Origin of the sequence: Nocardioides lacusdianchii, from assembly GCF_020102855.1 — a bacterium.
GTDB classification, from domain to species: Bacteria; Actinomycetota; Actinomycetes; order Propionibacteriales; family Nocardioidaceae; genus Nocardioides; species Nocardioides lacusdianchii.
Genome location: NZ_JADHZD010000004.1, coordinates 317870 through 335742, shown reverse-complemented (window position 1 = coordinate 335742; position 17873 = coordinate 317870). Strand labels below are relative to the sequence as shown.

Below are 17873 nucleotides of genomic sequence, written 5' to 3'. Positions count from 1 at the left end.
CAGCGATCCCATGCGCGGGTTGTTGTGAGCAGAACGCTAAACCCTCGACAACGTCAGGGGCAAACGATTTTGTGGGTATTACATGGAAAAGTTTCCGGATTCATCCTTCAGGACGATCCGGCGTCGCCGTCGGCCTTACCGGACACCAGCGCGAGCACCTCGTCGCCGTACTTCGCGATCTTTCCCGGACCGACGCCGCTGATGGCCCGCAGGCCACGCTCGTCGGAGGGGACGTGCTCGGCGATCAGCTGCAAGGTGGCGTCGGTGAAGACGACGAACGCCGGCACGCTGTCCTGCGCAGCGCGGGCCAGTCGCCACTCGCGAAGCCGCTCGAAGAGCGCCTCGTCGTAGGACGCCGGACAGTCGGCGCAGCGACCGGTCTTCTTCTCGCGGGCGTTGGACAGCGCTCCCCCGCACTCGCGGCAGTGCAGGGCGGCGCGGTTGCGCTTGCTGCGCTCGCGCCGCTGGGCAGCAACGCCGGGCGTGCCGTCGAGCAGCGGCGACAGGAACGGCGAGCTCCCGCGGTTGGCGCGACCGCCCGGTTCGCGCGCGCTCGCCCACGACACGCACAGCTCGTCGCGGGCGCGGGTCATGGCGACGTAGAGCAGGCGCCGCTCCTCCTCGACCTCGGCGGGGGTCTTGGCCTGCGAGATCGGCATCATCTTCTCGTGCATGCCGGCGACGAAGACGGCGTCCCACTCCAGGCCCTTGGCGGAGTGGATGGTGGCCAGGGTGACGGCGTCGGCCACGGGGGCGTGCTGCTCGCCGGCTCGGCGGTCCAGGTCGTCGACGAGGTCACCGAGGCCGGCGTCGGGGCGCTCGCGCCCGAAGTCGGCGGCGAGGTCGACCAGCGCCTGCAGCGACTCCCAGCGGTTGCGGACCTCTCCCCTGCCCTCGGGTGGCTCGGTGGAGTGGCCCATCTGCGACAGGACGGCGACGACCGCGTCGGCGACCGGACCCGACGCCTCGCCGCTGCGAGCGGCGCCGCGAACGAGGGTGATGGCCTGGCGCACCTCGGGGCGGTCGAAGAAGCGAGCCCCGCCGCGTACGACGTAGGGGATGCCGCGGGCGGCCAGCGCCTCCTCGAAGCGCTCGGACTGCGCGTTGATGCGCAGCAGCACCGCCATCCGGCTCGCAGGCGTGCCACTGGCGCGCAGCGCGGCCGCGCGGTCGGCGACGGCGTCGGCCTCGGCGACCTCGTCGCTGGCCTCGCGGTAGGTGATGGCCGCGCCGGAGGGGCGCTGCGCCACCAGGTCGACGCCCTTGCTGCTCGTGCCGGCGAGGAGCGCGTTGGCGGCGGCCACGACCTGGGGGGTGGAACGGTAGTTGCGGACCAGCTCGACGCTGGTGGCCTTCGGGAACCGCTGGGTGAACTCGCGGAGGTAGCGCGCGTCGGCACCGGCGAAGGAGTAGATCGTCTGGGCGGGATCACCGACCACGCAGAGCTCGTCGCGCCCGCCGAGCCAGAGGTCGAGCAGCGCGTTCTGGAGCGGCGAGACGTCCTGGAACTCGTCGACGACGAACCACTTGTACTGCCGGCGCACCTGTGCGGCGACCGCCTCGTTGTCGGCCAGGAGGCCCGCACCGAAGAGGAGCACGTCCTCCATGTCCATCCGGCCCTGGCCGCGCTTGACCTCCTCGTAGGCGTCGAAGGCGCGGGCCACGACCTCGGGTTCGAGGCCCGAGACGGCCCGCCCCCGGGCGCACGCCAGCGCGGCGTAGGAGTCGGGGGCGACGTTGGAGACCTTCGCCCACTCGATCTCGCTGGCCAGGTCGCGCAGCGTCGCCTGGTCGACGCTCAGCCGCTGGCGCCGGGCGGCGAGCGCCACCATGCCGAGCTTGGACTCGGTGAGCTCGGGGAGGTCGCGCCCGTGCACCCGCGGCCAGAAGAACCGCAGCTGACGCAGCGCCGCCGAGTGGAACGTACGCGCCTGGACCCCGGGCGCACCCAGCGAGCGGAGCCGCTCGCGCATCTCCCCCGCGGCGCGGGTGGTGAACGACAGCGCCAGCACCTCGGTGGGCGCGTAGACGCCCTGCGCGACCCCGTGGGCGATGCGGTGGGTGATGGCACGGGTCTTGCCGGTGCCGGCACCCGCGAGGACCCGCACGGGCCCGCGCAGCGCCTCGGCGACCTGTCGCTGCTCGGGGTCGAGCGCTTCGAGCACGATTCAGCTCCTGGACGGGTCGGTGGACGGCGTCGCCACCCTAGACGCCGGGACCGACACCGGACGACGGCGGGAATGCGCGCGCACAGGCGGTGGTTGGACCGGACATGTCCGAGAGCCAGTTCACCATGTTCACCACGCCCTGGTGTGGCTACTGCCACCGCCTCAAGAGCCAGCTCGACCGCGAGGGCATCGCGTTCTCGATCGTCGACATCGAGCAGCAGCCCGACGCGGCGTTCACCGTCGAGCAGGCCAACGGCGGCAACCAGACCGTGCCCACGCTCCTGTTCTCCGACGGCAGCACGCTGACGAACCCGTCGGTGGCGCAGGTCAAGGAGAGACTGGCCGCGCTGGCGTGAGCCCTCGGCTCGAGCAGCGGTGTGCGGGCGGGTTAGCCTGATCCCGTGTCCTTGCTGAACTCGATCGATCGCGACCACGTCCTCACCGCGATGGAGACCTGGGACGCAGCCGGTGGCGCCAACTACATGCTGGTGCGCGGCGGCGTGTCCACCCACGTGCTGATGCACATGGGCCGCGAGTACGACGCCGCGGCGATCGCCGGCATCGCCCACGGCCTGGCCACGGGCCGCACCCTGACCCCCGCCGACATCCCCGGCGGTTCGGCGGGCGCGAGCAAGGCGCTGACCCGGCTCGGCTTCAAGATCCGCGACGACTCGCCGCCCAGCGAGCGCGTCCCGGGCTCGGCCACGCGCACTCGCACCGCGACGTCGAGCGGCACCCCGCGGGCCGCTGCGCGCAGCACCGGCACCGCCCGGCCCCGCGTCGCCGCGAGCGACCGCCCGGACAAGCTGTGCCCGCGCTGCTACATCGCGATGCCGGCCACCGGCATCTGCGACACCTGCGACTGACCGACCTCAGTCCCAGCCGGGACCTTCGAGCGGACGTCCGAACCACGCCTCGATGAGCGAGGACGAGATCGAGATCCCGCGCGGGACGGCGATCTCTCCCGACCGCACCGCCGCCTCGAACTCCGCTCGGGTCCACCAGCGGGCCTCCTCGATCTCAGCGCCGTCGACGTCGATGTCGGTGCTCAGCGCGCGACCGGTGAAGCCCAGCATCAGGCTCGCCGGCAACGGCCACGGCTGGCTGCCGAAGTAGGTGACCTGACCCACGCGGACCCCGACCTCCTCGTCCACCTCACGGCGTACGGCGTCCTCGAGGGTCTCTCCCGGCTCGCAGAACCCGGCGAGGGTGGACCAGCGGCCGGCCGGCCAGGCGCGGTTGCGGCCCAGCAGCAGCGCCTCGTCGTCGCCGTCGCCGTGGGTGATGGCCATGATCACCGCCGGGTCGGTGCGGGGGAACTGCGCCCGGTCGCACTGGTTGCAGCGCAGCTCGTGGCCGGCGGCCCGGCTGCGCAGGGAACCGCCGCAGCGCGGGCAGAAGCGGGTCGCGTGGTGCCACTCGGCCAGGCCGATGGCGTGCATCAGCAGCGGGGCCTGGCCGGGCGACTGCTCGGCGACGAGGGGCAGCACGTCGCGCAGCGGCACCCACTCCCCCGCGTCGCCGGGAGCGGCGTCCGGCGCGACGATGACCGCGAGGTGCACGACCTCGTCGTGGTCACCGAGGAGCACGAGGGTGCCCTCGGGCGCGTCCGCCGGGGAGATCCACTGAATCGCGCCGTCCACCGGACGCAGCCGGTTGCCCGCCACCACCAGGACCCGGGCGGCCGGGTCCGTCAGCTGGCGGCGCAGCCACTCGTCGTCGGTGCGGCGCAGGCCCATCCGGTTGTGCGCGTGGGCGGAGAGTGCGACGTGCGGCAGGGGGCGCTCGGAGCTCACCGCGTCAGGCTAGCGACGGGCCCTAGGCTGGGCGCCGTGAGCACCCATATCGGCGCCCAGCGCGGCGACATCGCCCCCACCGTCCTGCTGCCCGGCGACCCGCTGCGGGCGAGGTGGATCGCGGAGACCTTCCTCGACGACGCGCGCTGCTACAGCGAGGTGCGCGGGATGTACGGCTTCACCGGCACGTGGCGCGGCCAGCCGGTGTCCGTCCAGGGTTCCGGGATGGGGCAGCCGTCGATGGCGATCTACGTCAACGAGCTCTTCACCGACTACGACGTGCAGTCGGTCGTGCGCGTCGGGTCGTGCGGCGCGGTCACCGAGGACGTCGGCATCCGTGACGTCATCATCGCCTCGGGCGCCTGCACCGACTCCTCGATGAACCGCATCGCCTTCCACGGCATCGACTACGCGCCGGTCGCCGACTTCGGCCTGCTCCGCGGGGCGGTGGAGGCCGCCGAGGCGCGCAAGGGTGGCTCGCCCTTCCACGTCGGGCTGATCTTCTCCAGCGACTCCTTCTACGCCGCGCGCCCCGAGCTGCTGGGCGAGATGGTGAAGTACGGCGTGCTGGCGGTCGAGATGGAGGCCAGCGCGCTCTACACCCTCGCCGCGAAGCACCGCCGCAGGGCGCTGGCCATCTGCACCGTCTCCGACCACATCGTCACCGGCGAGGAGACCACCTCGCAGGAGCGCGAGCAGACCTTCGGCGAGATGGTCGAGATCGCGCTCACCGCTGCGCTGGGCTGACCTCAGAGCTCGACCAGGCGCTCCAGCTCGTCGCGGCCGGGCAGGTCCGGCGGCTCGACGGTGCGCCCCGACCGGACGTAGTGGAAGGCCGCGCGCACCCGCTCGAGCGGCGTACCGGTGAGCTCGGCCCAGGCCAGGCGGTAGAGGGCGAGCTGGAGCGGGTCGGCCGTCTCGTGACGGCCGGTCTTCCAGTCGACGACGAGGAAGCCGCCGCCCGTGGACTCCGGCTCGGCGTAGACCGCGTCGATGCGACCGCGCACGACCTGCCCGCCCAGCACGATCGCGAAGGGGGCCTCGACGGCGTGGGGAGCACGGTCGCCGAAGGGTCCGTCCTCGAATCGCTTCACCACCTCGCCGAGGTCGGCCTCGTCGTCGATGCCGGCGTCGGCGCGACCCGGCAGCTCGTCGGGCTCGATCAGCGCCTGCTGGCCGAAGCGCTCCTCCACCCAGGCGTGGAACGCGGTGCCGAAGCGGGCCGCGGGCGCGGGTGGCCGCGGCATCGGCCGGGCCAGCTCGCGCGCGAAGGCGTCGGGGTCGTCGCGCAGGCGCGCCACCGAGGTCGCTGACAGGCTGCTGGGCAACGGCAGGTCGACCGTGGTGGCCCGCTCGGCGCGCGCCTCGTCGAGTAGCTGGGCGAGGTCGTCGTCCCACTCCGCGACCTGCGCCGCCTCGACCATGTCGAGACCCTCGTCGGGCGCAGTCCGGTCGACGGAGCGGACCAGCTCGGCCGCGACCAGCCGGCGGCGCGCCTCCTCGCCGGGCCCCGGCACCGGCCAGGGGCGGGAGGTGTCGACGTCGTCGTTGGGATTGGGCGACTTCGGGGGCGGCTTCTCCAGCCAGCGCTCCACCGGCTGGCCCCACTCCTCGAGCTGGTCGCGCACGACGCACTGGTAGGCCGACGGGCCGAAGGCGCTCGCCCGCTGGCCCCAGACGTAGGAGGTGACGGCGAGGTGGTGGGCGGCACGGGTGAAGGCGACGTAGCCCAGCCGCAGCTCCTCCTCCGCGTCGTGGGCCTTGGTCGCTGCGCGGTAGGCCTCGAGGGCGGTCTTGTCGTGGCCCACGAGCTGCGGCTGGTCGGCGCGGTCGCCGCGCAGCGGCGCGGGCAGCACGGCCGGCGACGACGTCCAGAGGGTGCGCGAGCGGTTGCTGGGGAAGCGCGTCTCCCCCACGCCGACGCAGAAGACCGACGACCACTCCAGCCCCTTCGCGCGGTGCACGGTGAGGAGCTTCACCGAGTCGGCCGCGGTGGGGGTCGCGACGTCGAGGCCGTTGCCCTGGTCGTCCTCGGCGGTGAGGTAGGCCAGCAGCGCGGGCAGCGTGACGTCGCCGTCGACGGACTGGAACTCCGCGACGGCCTTGACGAAGAGGTCGAGGTTGTCGCGGCGCGCGGCAGCCGCGGGGGAGGTCGCCGACGCCAGCTCGACGTCGACGCCGGTCGTGTCGATGATGCGGCGGACCACGTCGAGCAGCGGGTCGCCGACGTGGGAGCGCAGCCGGCGCAGCTCGCCGGCGAGGAGGGCGAACCGGTCGAGCGCCTCGGGAGAGTACGCCGCATCGCCGGGCGACTCGACGGCGTCGCTGAGGGCGGGCAGCTCGGAGGAGTCGATGCCGTCGGCGATCTGGAGCAGCTGGTCGGCGATCGACGCCGCCTCCGCGCGGCCGCGTACGCCGGCGATCTCCGCCGCACGCACCGCGAGCAGGCGCAGGTCGCGCGGGCCGATCGCCCACCGCGGGCCGGTGAGGAGGGTGAGCATCGCGGAGTTGGCGGTGACGTCGTGCAGGAGGGTCAGCGTGGCGACGACCTCGGCCACCTCCGGCAGCCGGATCAGGCCCGACAACCCCACGATCTCGACCGGGATGCCCGCGGTGGTCAGCGCGTCGTAGACGTCCTCGGCCTGCGCGTTGTCGCGGCTCAGCACGCCCACCTCGGCCCACGGGGTGCCGGCCTCGTGCACGCGACGGACCTCGTCGGTGAGCCACGTGAGCTCGTCGACGGCACGCTCGAAGACGTGGGCCTCGACGTGGCCCTCCCCCGCGATCTCGGCCGCGCGCAGCCGCGCGACCTTGTCGCCGTAGGCCTCGAGCAGCGGCTCGGCGAGCCGGTTGGCGACGTCGAGGATCCGCCGGTCGGAGCGCCGGTTCACCGTCAACGGCAGTCGTCCGGGCTCACCGTCGGCGGCCGGGAAGGTCTCGGCGAAGTTGAGGATGTTGGAGACCGAGGCGCCGCGCCAGCCGTAGATCGCCTGGTTGGGGTCGCCCACCGCCATCACCGGGTGGCCGAGCCCGTGCTCGGAGTCGGGGCCGGAGAACAGCCGGGACAGCATCGTGGCCTGCGCGACGGAGGTGTCCTGGTATTCATCCAGCAGCACGACCTTGAACCGCGCCCGCTCCAGCTCCCCCACCTCGGGCTGGTCCTCGACCAGTCGGGCCGCGAGGGCGATCTGGTCGCCGAAGTCCATCAGGCCGAGGTCGGCCTTGAGGCGCCGGTAGCCGGTGACGAGCTGCAGCAGCTCCGCGCGTCGGTCGATCGCGTTGATCGCCTTGGCGGGCGGCTCGAACCAGGTCTTGCGGGCCTTGCCGGCCTGCTCCTCGGCGACCGCCCGCTCGAAACCGCGGCGCGCCTCGGCATCCACCCGGCGTACGTCGTCGGCGTCCACGAGGTGCTCGCTCATCGCGCCGTCGAGGGCGAGGAGGTTCTGGATGGCGGTGGCCGGGTGGTCGGTCAGCAGCTCGATGCGACCGGTGAAGCGCTCGATCACGCGGGCACCGAGCTGGTAGCGGGACGCGTCGGACACCACCCTGGTGTCGGGCTCGTGGCCGATGCGCAGGCCGTGGTCGGTCAGGAGCGTGGCGGCGTAGGCGTGGTAGGTCGCGACAGTCGGCTCGAGCACGTCCTCGCCGTCGACGACCACGGAGCGGTCGAGCAGCCCCGCGGCCCCGAGCGCCGCGGACACCCGCTGGCGCAGCTCCGCCGCGGCCTTGGTCGTGAAGGTGAGGCCCAGCACCTCCTCGGGACGCACCCGGCCCGTCGCCACCAGCCACACCACGCGCTGGGCCATCAAGGTCGTCTTGCCACTGCCGGCTCCGGCCACCACGACGGTGGGCCGCAGCGGCGCCGTGATGGCGGCCCACTGCTCGTCGCTGGCGGCGTGCTGGGCTCCCATGAGGGCCTGCAGGTCCTGGGGCGTGTCGAGCCGCAGGGGCTCGCGGGTCGGCTCGGTCACTGGACGGTCACGCTCCCGGCGCCCTTGGCGGGGCAGATGGCGGTGAAGGGGCAGTCGCGGCAGTGCGGGCCAGCCGTGGCGGGGAAGGTCTCGCTGCGGACCAGGTCGGCCGCGCGCGCCAGCCCCGCACGCAGCACCGCACGCTCCGGTCCGCCGTCGTCGTGGGCGGGCTGGCCCTGCACCTTGGCGACGGCGGAGTCGTCGTCGATGCCGAGCTGCACCAGCTCGGCGCCTCCCGACGCGACCGACCGGCCGGCGACCTCGTCGAGCGCGCCGGCGTCGACGGCGTACTGGTAGAGGGCGAGCTGGAGGTTGCCGGCGACCGCAGGCCCGGTCGGGGCGGCGCGGGCGCTCTTGAAGTCGACGACGACCACCCGCCCGACGTCATCGATCTCGAGCCGGTCGGCGAAGCCGGTGAGCATCACCGTGCGGCCCTCGACGTCGACGGTGCTCTGGAAGCGCTGCTCGGCAGCGAGCACCTCCCGGGGGTTGTCGAGGTGCCACCGCACGAACCGCGCCACCGCCTTGCGGATGCGGGCGAGCTCGCGCTGGCGCGACCACGGCGTGCGGAAGGCGAGCCGGTCCCAGATCGCCTCGACCTCGGCCATCAGCGGCGCCTCCTCGGGCGGCAGGTCCCCGGTCGCCACCCGCTCGGCGAGCGCGTGGAGCACCTGCCCGAGGTTGGCCGACTGGTGCACCGCCGAGACGCCACCGGCCTCGCGCTCGAAGAACCACTGGGCCGGACAGAGCAGGATCGAGTCGAGCATGCTGGCCGAGACCGGCACCGGTCGCTCCGGGTCGCGGATCGGCTGCACGGCCCGGGTGGCGCTGCGGGTGCCCCACCACGTCGAGGGGTCGGCGGACGGGACCAGCTGGCGTCCGTCGACCTCCTCGGCCGCGAGGGCGGCCAGACGACGTGCGGCCGCGGCCTGCAGCGCAGGGCTGGTGGCCGGGTCCGCGGCAGTGCGCCGCAGCTCGGCGACGAGACCGCCGAGGGACAGCGGCCGCGGCGGGCGGCCGTCCTGGTGCTCGATGCTCACGCCGAGCTCCTCGAGGAAGCGCGAGGGCTGCTCGCCGTCGTCGTCGGGCGAGCGCACCGCGCTCACCACCAGCCGGCGCCGAGCCCGGGTGCAGGCGACGTAGAAGAGTCGTCGCTCCTCCATCAGCAGGGCCCGCGTGGTCACCGGCGGGACCAGGTCGGGGTGGCCGGAGTCGTCGACACCGATGCGGTCGGCGCCGAGCAGGGTGGCGCGGCGACGCAGGTCGGGCCAGCCCTCCTGCTGGACGTGGGCGACGACGACGAGGTCCCACTCCAGGCCCTTGGACCGGTGGGCGGTGAGGAGACGGACCGAGGAGCCACGAACGCCCCGCTCGGCGAGGGTGTCGGCCGGGAGCTGCTGGGCCACGAGGCTGGCGAAGAACGCGCCGACGCCGACGTGGTCGCGCTGGTCGACCGCGCGCGAGGCGAGCTCGAAGAGCGCCACCACCGCGTCGAGGTCACGGTGGGCGCGACGGGCGCTCGCACCTCCGAGGTCGACCTGGCGCCGCAGCCGCTGCGGCCAGGCGGTGCTGGACCACAGGTGCCAGAGCACGTCCTCGACGCCCGCGCGCTCGGACAGCATGCGGGCGCCCTCGCGCAGCAGGGCCGCGAGGGCACCGGCGCGCTCGACGTCCGGTCCCTCCAGGCCGTCGAGGAAGCCCGGGCCGACCACGGCGAGCCGGAGCAGCTCGCGCGAGGTGCGGCGCGCGTCGGGATCGGCCTGCTCCTTCTCGCGGGTGCGCAGGCGGCGTACGAGGGCGCGCAGGTCGGAGGCGTCGAGGCCGGCCAGCGGCGAGAGCAGCAGCGACTCGATCCGGCCGGGGTCGAGGAAGTCGGGCGAGTCCGGGTCGTCGTTGTCGAGGTTGACCACCGCGCGCAGGCCGTCGAGCAGCGGCAGCACCGCCGGGTCGTGGACGAGGGGCAGGTCGTCGGAGGCCACCTCGACGGGAACGCCGGCCGCGGCGAGCGAGCGCCGCAGCGGGGGGATGCTGGTCCGCCCCGAGCGCACCAGGACGGCCATCCGGTCCCAGGCGATGCCGTCCTCGAGATGGGCGCGGCGCAGCAGGTCGGCCAGCCGCTCGGCCTCGGCCCGCTCGGTGTCGTAGGTGTGGACCTCGACGCGACCGTCGCCGTGCGGTCCCGGGACCGCCTCCGGGGAGAGGAAGGCCTCGCGCGCGGCGGCGTCGATGCTGCCGCTGAGGGTCAGGCGGTGCGCGACGCGGCCGGCCGCCAGCAGCAGCCGCGGTCCGAACCGCCGGGTGCGCTGGAGCACCACGACAGGTGCCGGACCGCCGCTCGCAGTCGGGAAGCTGGCCGGGAAGTCGAGGATGCCGCGCACGTCGGCGCCGCGGAAGCCGTAGATGGACTGGTGGGGGTCACCCACCACGGTGAGGTTGCGACCGTCGCCGGCCAGCGCCCGCAGCAGGGCCACCTGACCGGGGTCGGTGTCCTGGTATTCGTCCACGAACACGTGCGTCCAGCGCGCCCGCAGCTCGTCGCGGTGGGCCTCGGCCTCGATCACGGCGCGGCGGATGAGGTCGGAGTAGTCGGTGGCGCCGAGGTTGTCGAGGATCGTGAGGTACTGCTCCATGAACAGCCCGGCCGACACCAGCTCGGGCAGGTCGTGCTCCTCGCCCAGGCTGCGGAGGCCACCGGGGTCGAGGCCCTTCTCGCGGGCGCGGGCGAGCACCGCCTGCACCTCGCGGACGAAGCCGAAGGTGCCGACCGCCCGGCGCAGCGCGTCGGGCCACTCGACCGACTCGGGGTTGTCGCGCAGCAGCTCGCGCAGCACGACGTCGGCCTCCGGGGCCGACAGCAGCCGGATGGCCCCCTCGTAGAGCTCGGCGGGGGCGTACTTCCTCACCAGCGCGTAGGCGAAGGAGTGGAACGTGGAGCACGACGCTGCCGACGTGGTCCGGGCGACCCGCGCGGTCACCCGGTCGCGCAGCTGCTCGGCGGCCTTGCGGGAGAAGGTCAGAGCGAGCACCGAGTCGGGCGAGGCGCCGCGGTGCTCGATGCGGTCGACGATCGCCTCGACCAGGGTCGTGGTCTTGCCGGTGCCGGGACCGGCCAGCACAAGCAGCGGACCGCCGGGGTGGTCGACCACGCGCTGCTGGTGCTCGTCGAGCTCGGGCACCACGACCTCGCGGTCGGGGCTGACGAGCCGGTAGCGGGTGGTCGGTGTGCTCACGCAGGACACCCCATCACGCGGGACCGACATCGCGCTGCCGGCCCCGCGGACGGGGTGTCGTGGGGGTGGATCAGGAGACGTCGACGATCGCGGCGACCGGGCCGCCACCCTCGGGGCCCTGGTGGGCGGCCGAGACCGAGACGAACACCGCCGGGTCGCCGGTGACGGAGGCGGTGACGCCGCCGACGCAGGCCTTGATCTGGCGGTGCCAGTGGACGTCGGAGTCGTCGAGCATCGCGTTGCGGCGCCCGCGGACCATGCCGTCCTGGCTGGCCTCGCACTTGAGGAAGACGTTGACCAGCTTGCCGTCGAGGTCGCTGGTGCGCGGGCGCTCGGGCAGGTCGAGGCCGGCGGTGCGGATGGCGTCCCAGATGCCGTCGGCGTCGAGCGCGTCCTTCATCACCGAGTGGCCGATGCGGTACTTGCCGCCGACACCCTTGGCATTGCCGACCACGACGATCTGGGCCTGGTCGAGCTCGACGCCCGAGGAGCAGGACGCGACCGAGGAGAAGAGCTCGCGGTTGTGCATCACGTCGGCGTCGGTGGGCATGTCGATCTCGCCCAGCGCGACGGCGATGCCGAGACCGGTGACGCCGTTGGAGAGGTCCATCGACTCGTGGGTGTGCTCGGTCCAGACCTTCTTGCCGCGCGCCTTGGCGTCGCGGATGGTGTGGATGGTCAGCAGCGGGGTCTTGGTCTGCACGTAGTGGACGTCGGCGGGGTCGGTGATGCCGGCGCGCTCCATGGCGACCTTCACACCGGCGGCGACCTTCTCGATCATCGCGGTGTAGCCGATCTCCTCGGGCAGGATCGGCTCGCTCATCGCGAAGCCGGCGGTGAGCCGCATCTCCTCGCGCGACGGGTCGTCCTCGGGGACGTCGGTGGTGGCGAAGATCGTGGCGTGGGGGCTGATGACGCCGTCGGTGCCGCCCGACCAGACGATCGGGACGCCCTTGACCTGCTCGGGGTCCGCACCGCTGGCGACCAGGGCCTCGCGGAAGGCGCGGTCGGCGATGATGCGGGTGTAGTCGTTGACACCGCCGTTGCCCTCGGTCTTGCCGATGATCGCGAAGACGCGGTCGGCGGCGATGACGCCCTCGTCGATGAGCTTGGTGAGCTCGGAGGCGTCGGCGACGGAGTGGATCGGGACCTTGCGGACCTCAATGGCGCTGGGCATGGGTTTCCTTTCGGTGGGGAGTCAGGTTCAGGCGGGTACGACGACGGTGCCGGCGTCGCCGGCGACAGCCGCGGTGATCTGGTCGAGGCTGGTGATGACGCCGCGCTTGCCGGTGGTCTCGACGAAGCGGCAGACCGCGTCGACCTTCGGGCCCATCGAGCCCGAGGCGAAGTGGCCCTCGGCGGCGATCGCGCGCAGGTCGGCGACGGTGAGGGTGCCGAGCGGCTCGGCGTCCGGCTGGCCCCAGCGGATCACCGCGTTGGGCACGTCGGTGGCGATCACGAGGACGTCGGCGTCGGTGGTCTCGGCGAGCAGCGCCGCACCGAGGTCCTTGTCGATGACGGCCTCGACGCCGGCCAGCGAGCCGTCGGGACGGCGTACGTGCGGGATGCCGCCACCACCGTTGGCGACCACCACGAAGCCGGCCTCGATCAGCGCGAGGACCGCCGGGGCGTCGAGGATCTCGAGCGGCTCGGGCGAGGCGACCACGCGCCGCCATCCCTTCTCGCCGCGGTCCTGCCAGGTCTCGCCGTGGCCCATCAGCACTCGGGCCTCGGCTTCGGGCAGGTGGCGGCCGATCGGCTTGGTGGGAGTGGTGAAGCCCTCGTCGTCGGCGTCGACGAGGGTGCGGGTGACGACGGCTGCGCTGCGCCGGGCGACCCCGCGCGCGGCGAGCTCGCCGTCGAGGGCGTCCATCAGCACGAAGCCGAGCGTCGCCTGCGTCTGCGCGCCGCACCAGTCCAGCGGGACGGGAGGTACGACGGACGCGGCCAGCTCGTTCTTGACCAGGAGGTTGCCGACCTGGGGACCGTTGCCGTGGGTGATGACGACGTCGTGGTCGTGCTCCAGCAGGCCGGCGACCGCGGCCATCGCCACCTGGGCGGCGGCGATCTGGTCGTCGGGACGTGCTCGCCCGTCGGCGTTGGTCATGGCGTTTCCGCCGAGTGCGAGCAGGACCCTCATGGGCTCGACCCTAGTGATCGGCGCCACGCCTCCCACCGTCAAGAGTTGTCAGCGCCCAGCGGACTCCTGGGCACGAGTTGCCAGCACGGCGTCGTACCAGCCGGCGAGACGGCCTGCCCTGCTCACCGCGCGGAGACGCTCCTCCACCGGCTCGCGCCCCGCACGCGTGGTGACCACGAGTGCGTGGTCGCCCGCCCGCAGCACGGTGGCGGTCCCGGGCACGAACACCTCACCTCCCCGGAGCACGAGCGAGACCACCGATCCCGGCGGGAGGCGCAGCTCGGCGACCTCGACCCCCGCGATCCGGGAGCCGGCGCCGACGGAGAACTGCACGAGCGTGGCGCCCAGGTCGTCGAGCGGTGCGGACTCGATCGCGACGTCACGGGGGGACGCCGGCTCGGCGACCCCGAGGCGGCGGGCGACCCACGGGAGCGTCGGGCCCTGCACGAGCGTGAAGACGACCACCAGCACGAAGACCACGTCGAAGACACGCTCCGCGCCCGGCAGCCCCACGGCCATCGGGATCGTGGCCAGCACGATGGGGACGGCTCCCCGCAGGCCGGCCCAGCTGACGAAGGCCTGCTCGCGCCAGGGCATGCGGAAGGGTGTCGCACTCACGAGCACCGACAGGGGGCGGGCGAGGAAGGTGAGGACCCCGCCGACGACGAGTGCGGTCGGCAGCGCGTCGGGGAGCCGGGACGGGCTCGCCAGCAGCCCGAGCAGCACGAAGAGGCCGATCTGGGCGAGCCAGGCGAGCGACTCGACGAAGCCGGTGGTGGCCCCCCGGTGCGGCAGGCGGGCGTTGCCGAGGGTCAGCCCGGCCACGTAGACCGCCAGGAACGGGCTCGCCCCCGCGACACCCGCCACCGCGAAGGCGAGCAGGGTCAGGGCCACGGTGGCGAGCGGGTAGAGCCCTGCGGACGGCAGCGCGCTGCGGCCGAGGAGCCACTGCCCGGCCCACGCCACTGCGACGCCCACCAGCGCGCCCACCACGAGCTGGTAGACGATCTGGCCGCCCACGCCCACGACCCCCGCATCGGTCCACGCGCTGGAGGTGACCACCGTGACGAGGATGATGACGGGCGGGTCGTTGAACCCGGACTCCGCCTCGAGGACGGCCCGCAGCCGTCCCTTCACAGGCATCCTCCGCAGCACCGCGAAGACCGCGGCCGCGTCCGTCGACGACACGACGGCGCCGAGCAGGACGGCCGTGCGCACGTCGACGTCGAGCACGAGGTAGACCACGCCGGACGTCACCGCCACGGACACGAAGACCCCGACCGTGGCCATGACCGCGGCCAGCCAGCCGACGGGCCGCACCACGCGCAGGTCGGTGGTGAACCCGCCCTCGGCGAGGATCACCGCCAGCGCCACCGACCCGAGCACCTGGGTCAGCCCCGCGTCCTCGAAGTCGAGCCCGAGGCCGGACTCGCCGATGGCCAGGCCGACGCAGAGGAAGACCAGCAGGCTGGGCAGCCCGGCGCCCGACAGCAGTCGTACGGCTGCCAGGCACCCCAGCAGGACTGCGGTGGTGACGAGCAGGACCACGTTCAGCTCGTCGGCGCTCATGCCATCCTCCGGGGCGAGAGCAGAGCCTCGACCCGCGTCACCTCCACTGCGCTGGCACTAGTGCCGTCGGGCAGCGTGCGACCCACCTGCGCCAGCACCCCGGGCGCCGCGGCCTCCAGCTCCTCGACGAGCGACGGCAGCTCGAGGTCCTCGATCACGGCGCCGTACGCCTCCTCGACGGTGCGGGCGACGACTGTCACCGGCACGTACGCCGTCCCCGGCGCGACGTCGCGCACCTCCAGGACGAGGTCGGCCAGCGCGACCACGTCGACCCCCTCACTGGTGCGCGAGCGGACCACGAGTGGCAGCACCTGCGACCCGGTCGGCACGGGCTCGAACTGCTCCACCACGGGCCAGCGGGCCACGAACCCGCTCCGCCGCGAGCGGATCACCCTGTCGTGCCGCACGACCAGCACGAGCTCGCCAGGACGGGCATGGCGTACGCACGTGAGGGTCGCGAACAGGAGTCCCGGCAGGGCGATCACGAGCCACGCCACCCACGCGACCCCGCTCGGGTCGACTGCGGAGTTCTCGTCCGGGAGCGGCACGTCTCGAGTCTTCGTCGGCCGGGCGCCGGATCACATGGGGTGCTGACCCCATCTGGGAAGGTGGGGCATGCGCCTGCCCAGCCACCTCCCGCTGTTCTGGACGATCTGCCTGATCAACGGTGCGGTGTTCCTCGTGGGCGCGCTGGTGCTGGTCCTCTCCCCTGCCAGCGTGTCGTCAGACCCGGTGCGGTCGGAGGTCCTCGTGGTGGGGATCGGCCTGGCTGTCGTGCTGGTGACCAACGCGCTCCTGATCCGCTGGGCGCTCGCTCCCCTCAACCGGCTGATCGCCCTGCTGGAGGACATCGCGCGCCTGGAGCCCACCGAGCTTCCCGAGGAGGGGTCGGGACCGGTGCTCGGCATCGCCCGCAGCGTCAACGGGCTGCTCGCCCGGCTGGCCGAGGAGCGCCGCGCCGGTGACGCCCGCGCGCTCGCCGCCCAGGAGGCCGAGCGGCACCGGATCGCCCAGGAGCTGCACGACGAGGTCGGCCAGAGCCTGACGGTTGTGCTGCTCGGCCTCAAACAGCTGGAGGCACAGGCACCCGCGGCGCTGGTGCCCGAGCTCGCGGCTGTCCGCGAGAGCGCCCGCGCCGGCCTGGACGACGTACGCCGGGTGGCGCGCAGGCTGCGCCCGGGCGTGCTCGAGGACCTCGGCCTGACGAGCGCGCTGGCCGCCCTGGCCACGGACTTCGCCAACCACAGCGCGGCGTCGGTGCGCAGGTCGTTCGCCCCCGGGCTCCCCGCTCTCAGCCCCGAGGCGGAGGTCGTGATCTACCGCGTCGCGCAGGAGGCGCTCACGAATGCCGCGCGGCACGCCGCAGCCCGGGAGGTCGAGCTCTCGCTCCAACGGCTCGGTGCCTGCGTGGTGCTCGACGTCCGCGACGACGGCCGCGGCTTCGAGGGTCTCGCCGACGGGTCCGGGCTGATGGGCATGCGCGAGCGGGCCGCGCTCGTGCGGGCCGAGCTGTCGGTCGTCAGCCGGCGTCGGCACGGCACGACCGTGCGGCTCGCCGTGCCCGTGGAGGCAGGCGCATGATTCGGATCCTGCTCGCCGACGACCACACGCTGGTGCGCCGCGGCGTACGCCTCATCCTCGAGCAGGAGACGGACCTCTCGGTCGTCGCTGAGGCGGCCGACGGCGTCAAGGCGGTCGAGCGCGTCCGCGACACCGAGGTCGACCTCGTCGTGCTCGACATCGCGATGCCGCGCATGACCGGGCTGCAAGCCGCGGCGGAGATCGCCCGGCGCCGCGAGCCGCCCCGGATCCTGATGCTGTCGATGCACGACAACGAGCAGTACTTCTTCGGTGCCCTCAAGGCCGGCGCCAGCGGCTACGTCCTCAAGTCCGTGGCCGACGAGGACCTCGTCGGCGCGTGCCGGGCAGCAATGCGGGGCGAGACCTTCCTCTACCCGGGCGCGGAGAGCACGCTGGTGCGCGACTACCTCGACCGGCTGCGCCGCGGCGAGCGGGTGCCGAACTCGGTGCTGACCGCCCGCGAGGACCAGGTGATCAAGCTGATCGCCGAGGGGCGCTCGTCGCGCGAGATCGCCCGGGAGCTCCACATTGCGCCCAAGACCGTCGAGGGCCACCGCGCCAACATCCTCGGCAAGCTGGGGATGCGCGACCGGGTGGAGCTCACCCGTTACGCCATCCGGGCCGGCCTCATCGAGCCGTGACGGCGGCGGTGTCGCACCGTCGGCGAGCCGCTGGGGAAGGTCCGCGTGACATGTCGTGAGCGATCCTCCCCGTTGACGTCAGGAGGAGCCCGGCGTGTGTCCGATCAGCGCCGCGAGCACCCGCGTCCCCACCGGCAATCCGTGGGCGTCGTAGTAGGCGAACATCGCCGACAGCCACGGGTGCGTCCCCGGGTCGGGCACCCGTCGGACCTCGACGCCCGCCTCCTCCGCGAGCTCGCGGACCGTCGCGACGCGGGTCGCGAGCTCGTACGTCGCCCCGGCGTGCCCGTCCTCGGTCAGCACGAGTGCGGCCGCCCGGCCGAGGTCGTCGAGGTCGAGGAAGCCGAACGGCACGTCGGGCGAGTAGGGCAGGTCGACCGGACCGGTGAGGTCGAGGTTCTGGAGGTAGGCACCGGGCTGGAGGGTCGTCCACTCCAGCCCGCTGCGGCGGACCAGGTCCTCGGAAGCGGCCTTGCCCAGGTGGTGCGGCATCGCGGGCACGTAGGGCGAGGCCACCGAGTGGTAGCCGACCCTCCCCACGCCCGCGGCGGTCAGGGCGGCCAGGGCGGAGGCGACGTACGCCGGCTCGTCGGGGTGCAGGTTGGGCGCGATGACGTACGCCGCCCCGCACCCGTCCACGGCTGCCGCGAGGTCCGGCCAGTCCGCACGCCCCAGGGGGACGGCCTCGACGTCACGGTCGGCAAGTGCGTCGCAGACCGCACGCCCGGTCTTGCCGTGGCCGCCGAGCACCGCGACGCGCTGCACCGACGCCGACAT

14 protein-coding genes are annotated in these 17873 nt (G+C 73.5%); 5 read left to right on the top strand and 9 right to left on the bottom strand.

What is annotated here, in order from left to right; all coding sequences use genetic code 11:
- Positions 1-107 precede the first annotated feature (107 nt).
- Positions 108-2165 (bottom strand): ATP-dependent DNA helicase UvrD2, encoded by a 2058-nt coding sequence (locus IRX98_RS08090; protein WP_224275680.1) that lies wholly within the window; start codon positions 2163-2165, stop codon positions 108-110.
- Between the two features lie 107 nt (positions 2166-2272).
- Here IRX98_RS08090 and IRX98_RS08085 point away from each other — a divergent pair, with 107 nt between their 5' ends.
- Positions 2273-2524: a mycoredoxin gene (locus tag IRX98_RS08085; RefSeq protein ID WP_224275678.1), complete on the top strand. Its 252-nt coding sequence runs from the start codon at positions 2273-2275 to the stop codon at positions 2522-2524.
- A 45-nt stretch (positions 2525-2569) separates the two neighbouring features.
- Positions 2570-3034, top strand: coding sequence for a ScoMcrA-related endonuclease (locus IRX98_RS08080; RefSeq protein WP_224275676.1), 465 nt, complete (start codon positions 2570-2572; stop codon positions 3032-3034).
- Between the two features lie 6 nt (positions 3035-3040).
- On the opposite strand, the gene nudC is transcribed toward IRX98_RS08080, so the two are convergent.
- Entirely contained in the window at positions 3041-3964 is a 924-nt protein-coding gene (nudC, locus tag IRX98_RS08075; protein WP_224275674.1) for an NAD(+) diphosphatase, read from the bottom strand.
- 36 nt (positions 3965-4000) lie between these two features.
- On the opposite strand from nudC, the gene deoD reads away from it, so the two are divergent.
- Positions 4001-4711 (top strand): purine-nucleoside phosphorylase, encoded by a 711-nt coding sequence (gene deoD / locus IRX98_RS08070; protein WP_224275672.1) that lies wholly within the window; start codon positions 4001-4003, stop codon positions 4709-4711.
- A 2-nt stretch (positions 4712-4713) separates the two neighbouring features.
- On the opposite strand, the gene IRX98_RS08065 is transcribed toward deoD, so the two are convergent.
- The 6 genes from IRX98_RS08065 to IRX98_RS08040 form a co-directional block, all read right to left on the bottom strand.
- Positions 4714-7935 carry an ATP-dependent helicase gene (locus IRX98_RS08065; RefSeq protein ID WP_224275671.1) on the bottom strand — a complete coding sequence of 1074 codons (3222 nt, stop codon included), beginning with the start codon at positions 7933-7935 and terminating at the stop codon, positions 4714-4716.
- A complete protein-coding gene (locus IRX98_RS08060) occupies positions 7932-11165 on the bottom strand; it encodes an ATP-dependent helicase (RefSeq protein ID WP_224275669.1) in 3234 nt (1077 codons plus the stop codon). The genes IRX98_RS08065 and IRX98_RS08060 overlap by 4 nt, the downstream gene beginning before the upstream one ends.
- A 70-nt stretch (positions 11166-11235) precedes the next feature.
- Positions 11236-12342 carry a barbiturase gene (gene bar, locus IRX98_RS08055; protein ID WP_224275667.1) on the bottom strand — a complete coding sequence of 369 codons (1107 nt, stop codon included), beginning with the start codon at positions 12340-12342 and terminating at the stop codon, positions 11236-11238.
- Positions 12343-12369: 27 nt separating this feature from the next.
- Complete coding sequence (locus IRX98_RS08050; protein WP_224275664.1) at positions 12370-13305, bottom strand: carbamate kinase; 936 nt, start codon at positions 13303-13305, stop codon at positions 12370-12372.
- 48 nt (positions 13306-13353) lie between these two features.
- Entirely contained in the window at positions 13354-14874 is a 1521-nt protein-coding gene (locus IRX98_RS08045; RefSeq protein WP_224275662.1) for a potassium/proton antiporter, read from the bottom strand.
- Positions 14871-15422 carry an SPFH domain-containing protein gene (locus IRX98_RS08040; protein ID WP_224275660.1) on the bottom strand — a complete coding sequence of 184 codons (552 nt, stop codon included), beginning with the start codon at positions 15420-15422 and terminating at the stop codon, positions 14871-14873. Before IRX98_RS08040 ends, IRX98_RS08045 begins: the two co-directional genes overlap by 4 nt.
- Positions 15423-15489: 67 nt before the next feature.
- Between IRX98_RS08040 and IRX98_RS08035 the strand changes: the two genes are divergently transcribed.
- Together IRX98_RS08035 and IRX98_RS08030 are read left to right on the top strand one after the other, a co-directional pair.
- Positions 15490-16455, top strand: coding sequence for a sensor histidine kinase (locus IRX98_RS08035; protein WP_224275657.1), 966 nt, complete (start codon positions 15490-15492; stop codon positions 16453-16455).
- Entirely contained in the window at positions 16452-17096 is a 645-nt protein-coding gene (locus tag IRX98_RS08030) for a response regulator (protein ID WP_224275656.1), read from the top strand. The genes IRX98_RS08035 and IRX98_RS08030 overlap by 4 nt, the downstream gene beginning before the upstream one ends.
- 78 nt (positions 17097-17174) lie before the next feature.
- Here IRX98_RS08030 and IRX98_RS08025 read toward each other — a convergent pair whose 3' ends face one another.
- Positions 17175-17873 (bottom strand): SDR family oxidoreductase, encoded by a 699-nt coding sequence (locus tag IRX98_RS08025; protein ID WP_224275653.1) that lies wholly within the window; start codon positions 17871-17873, stop codon positions 17175-17177.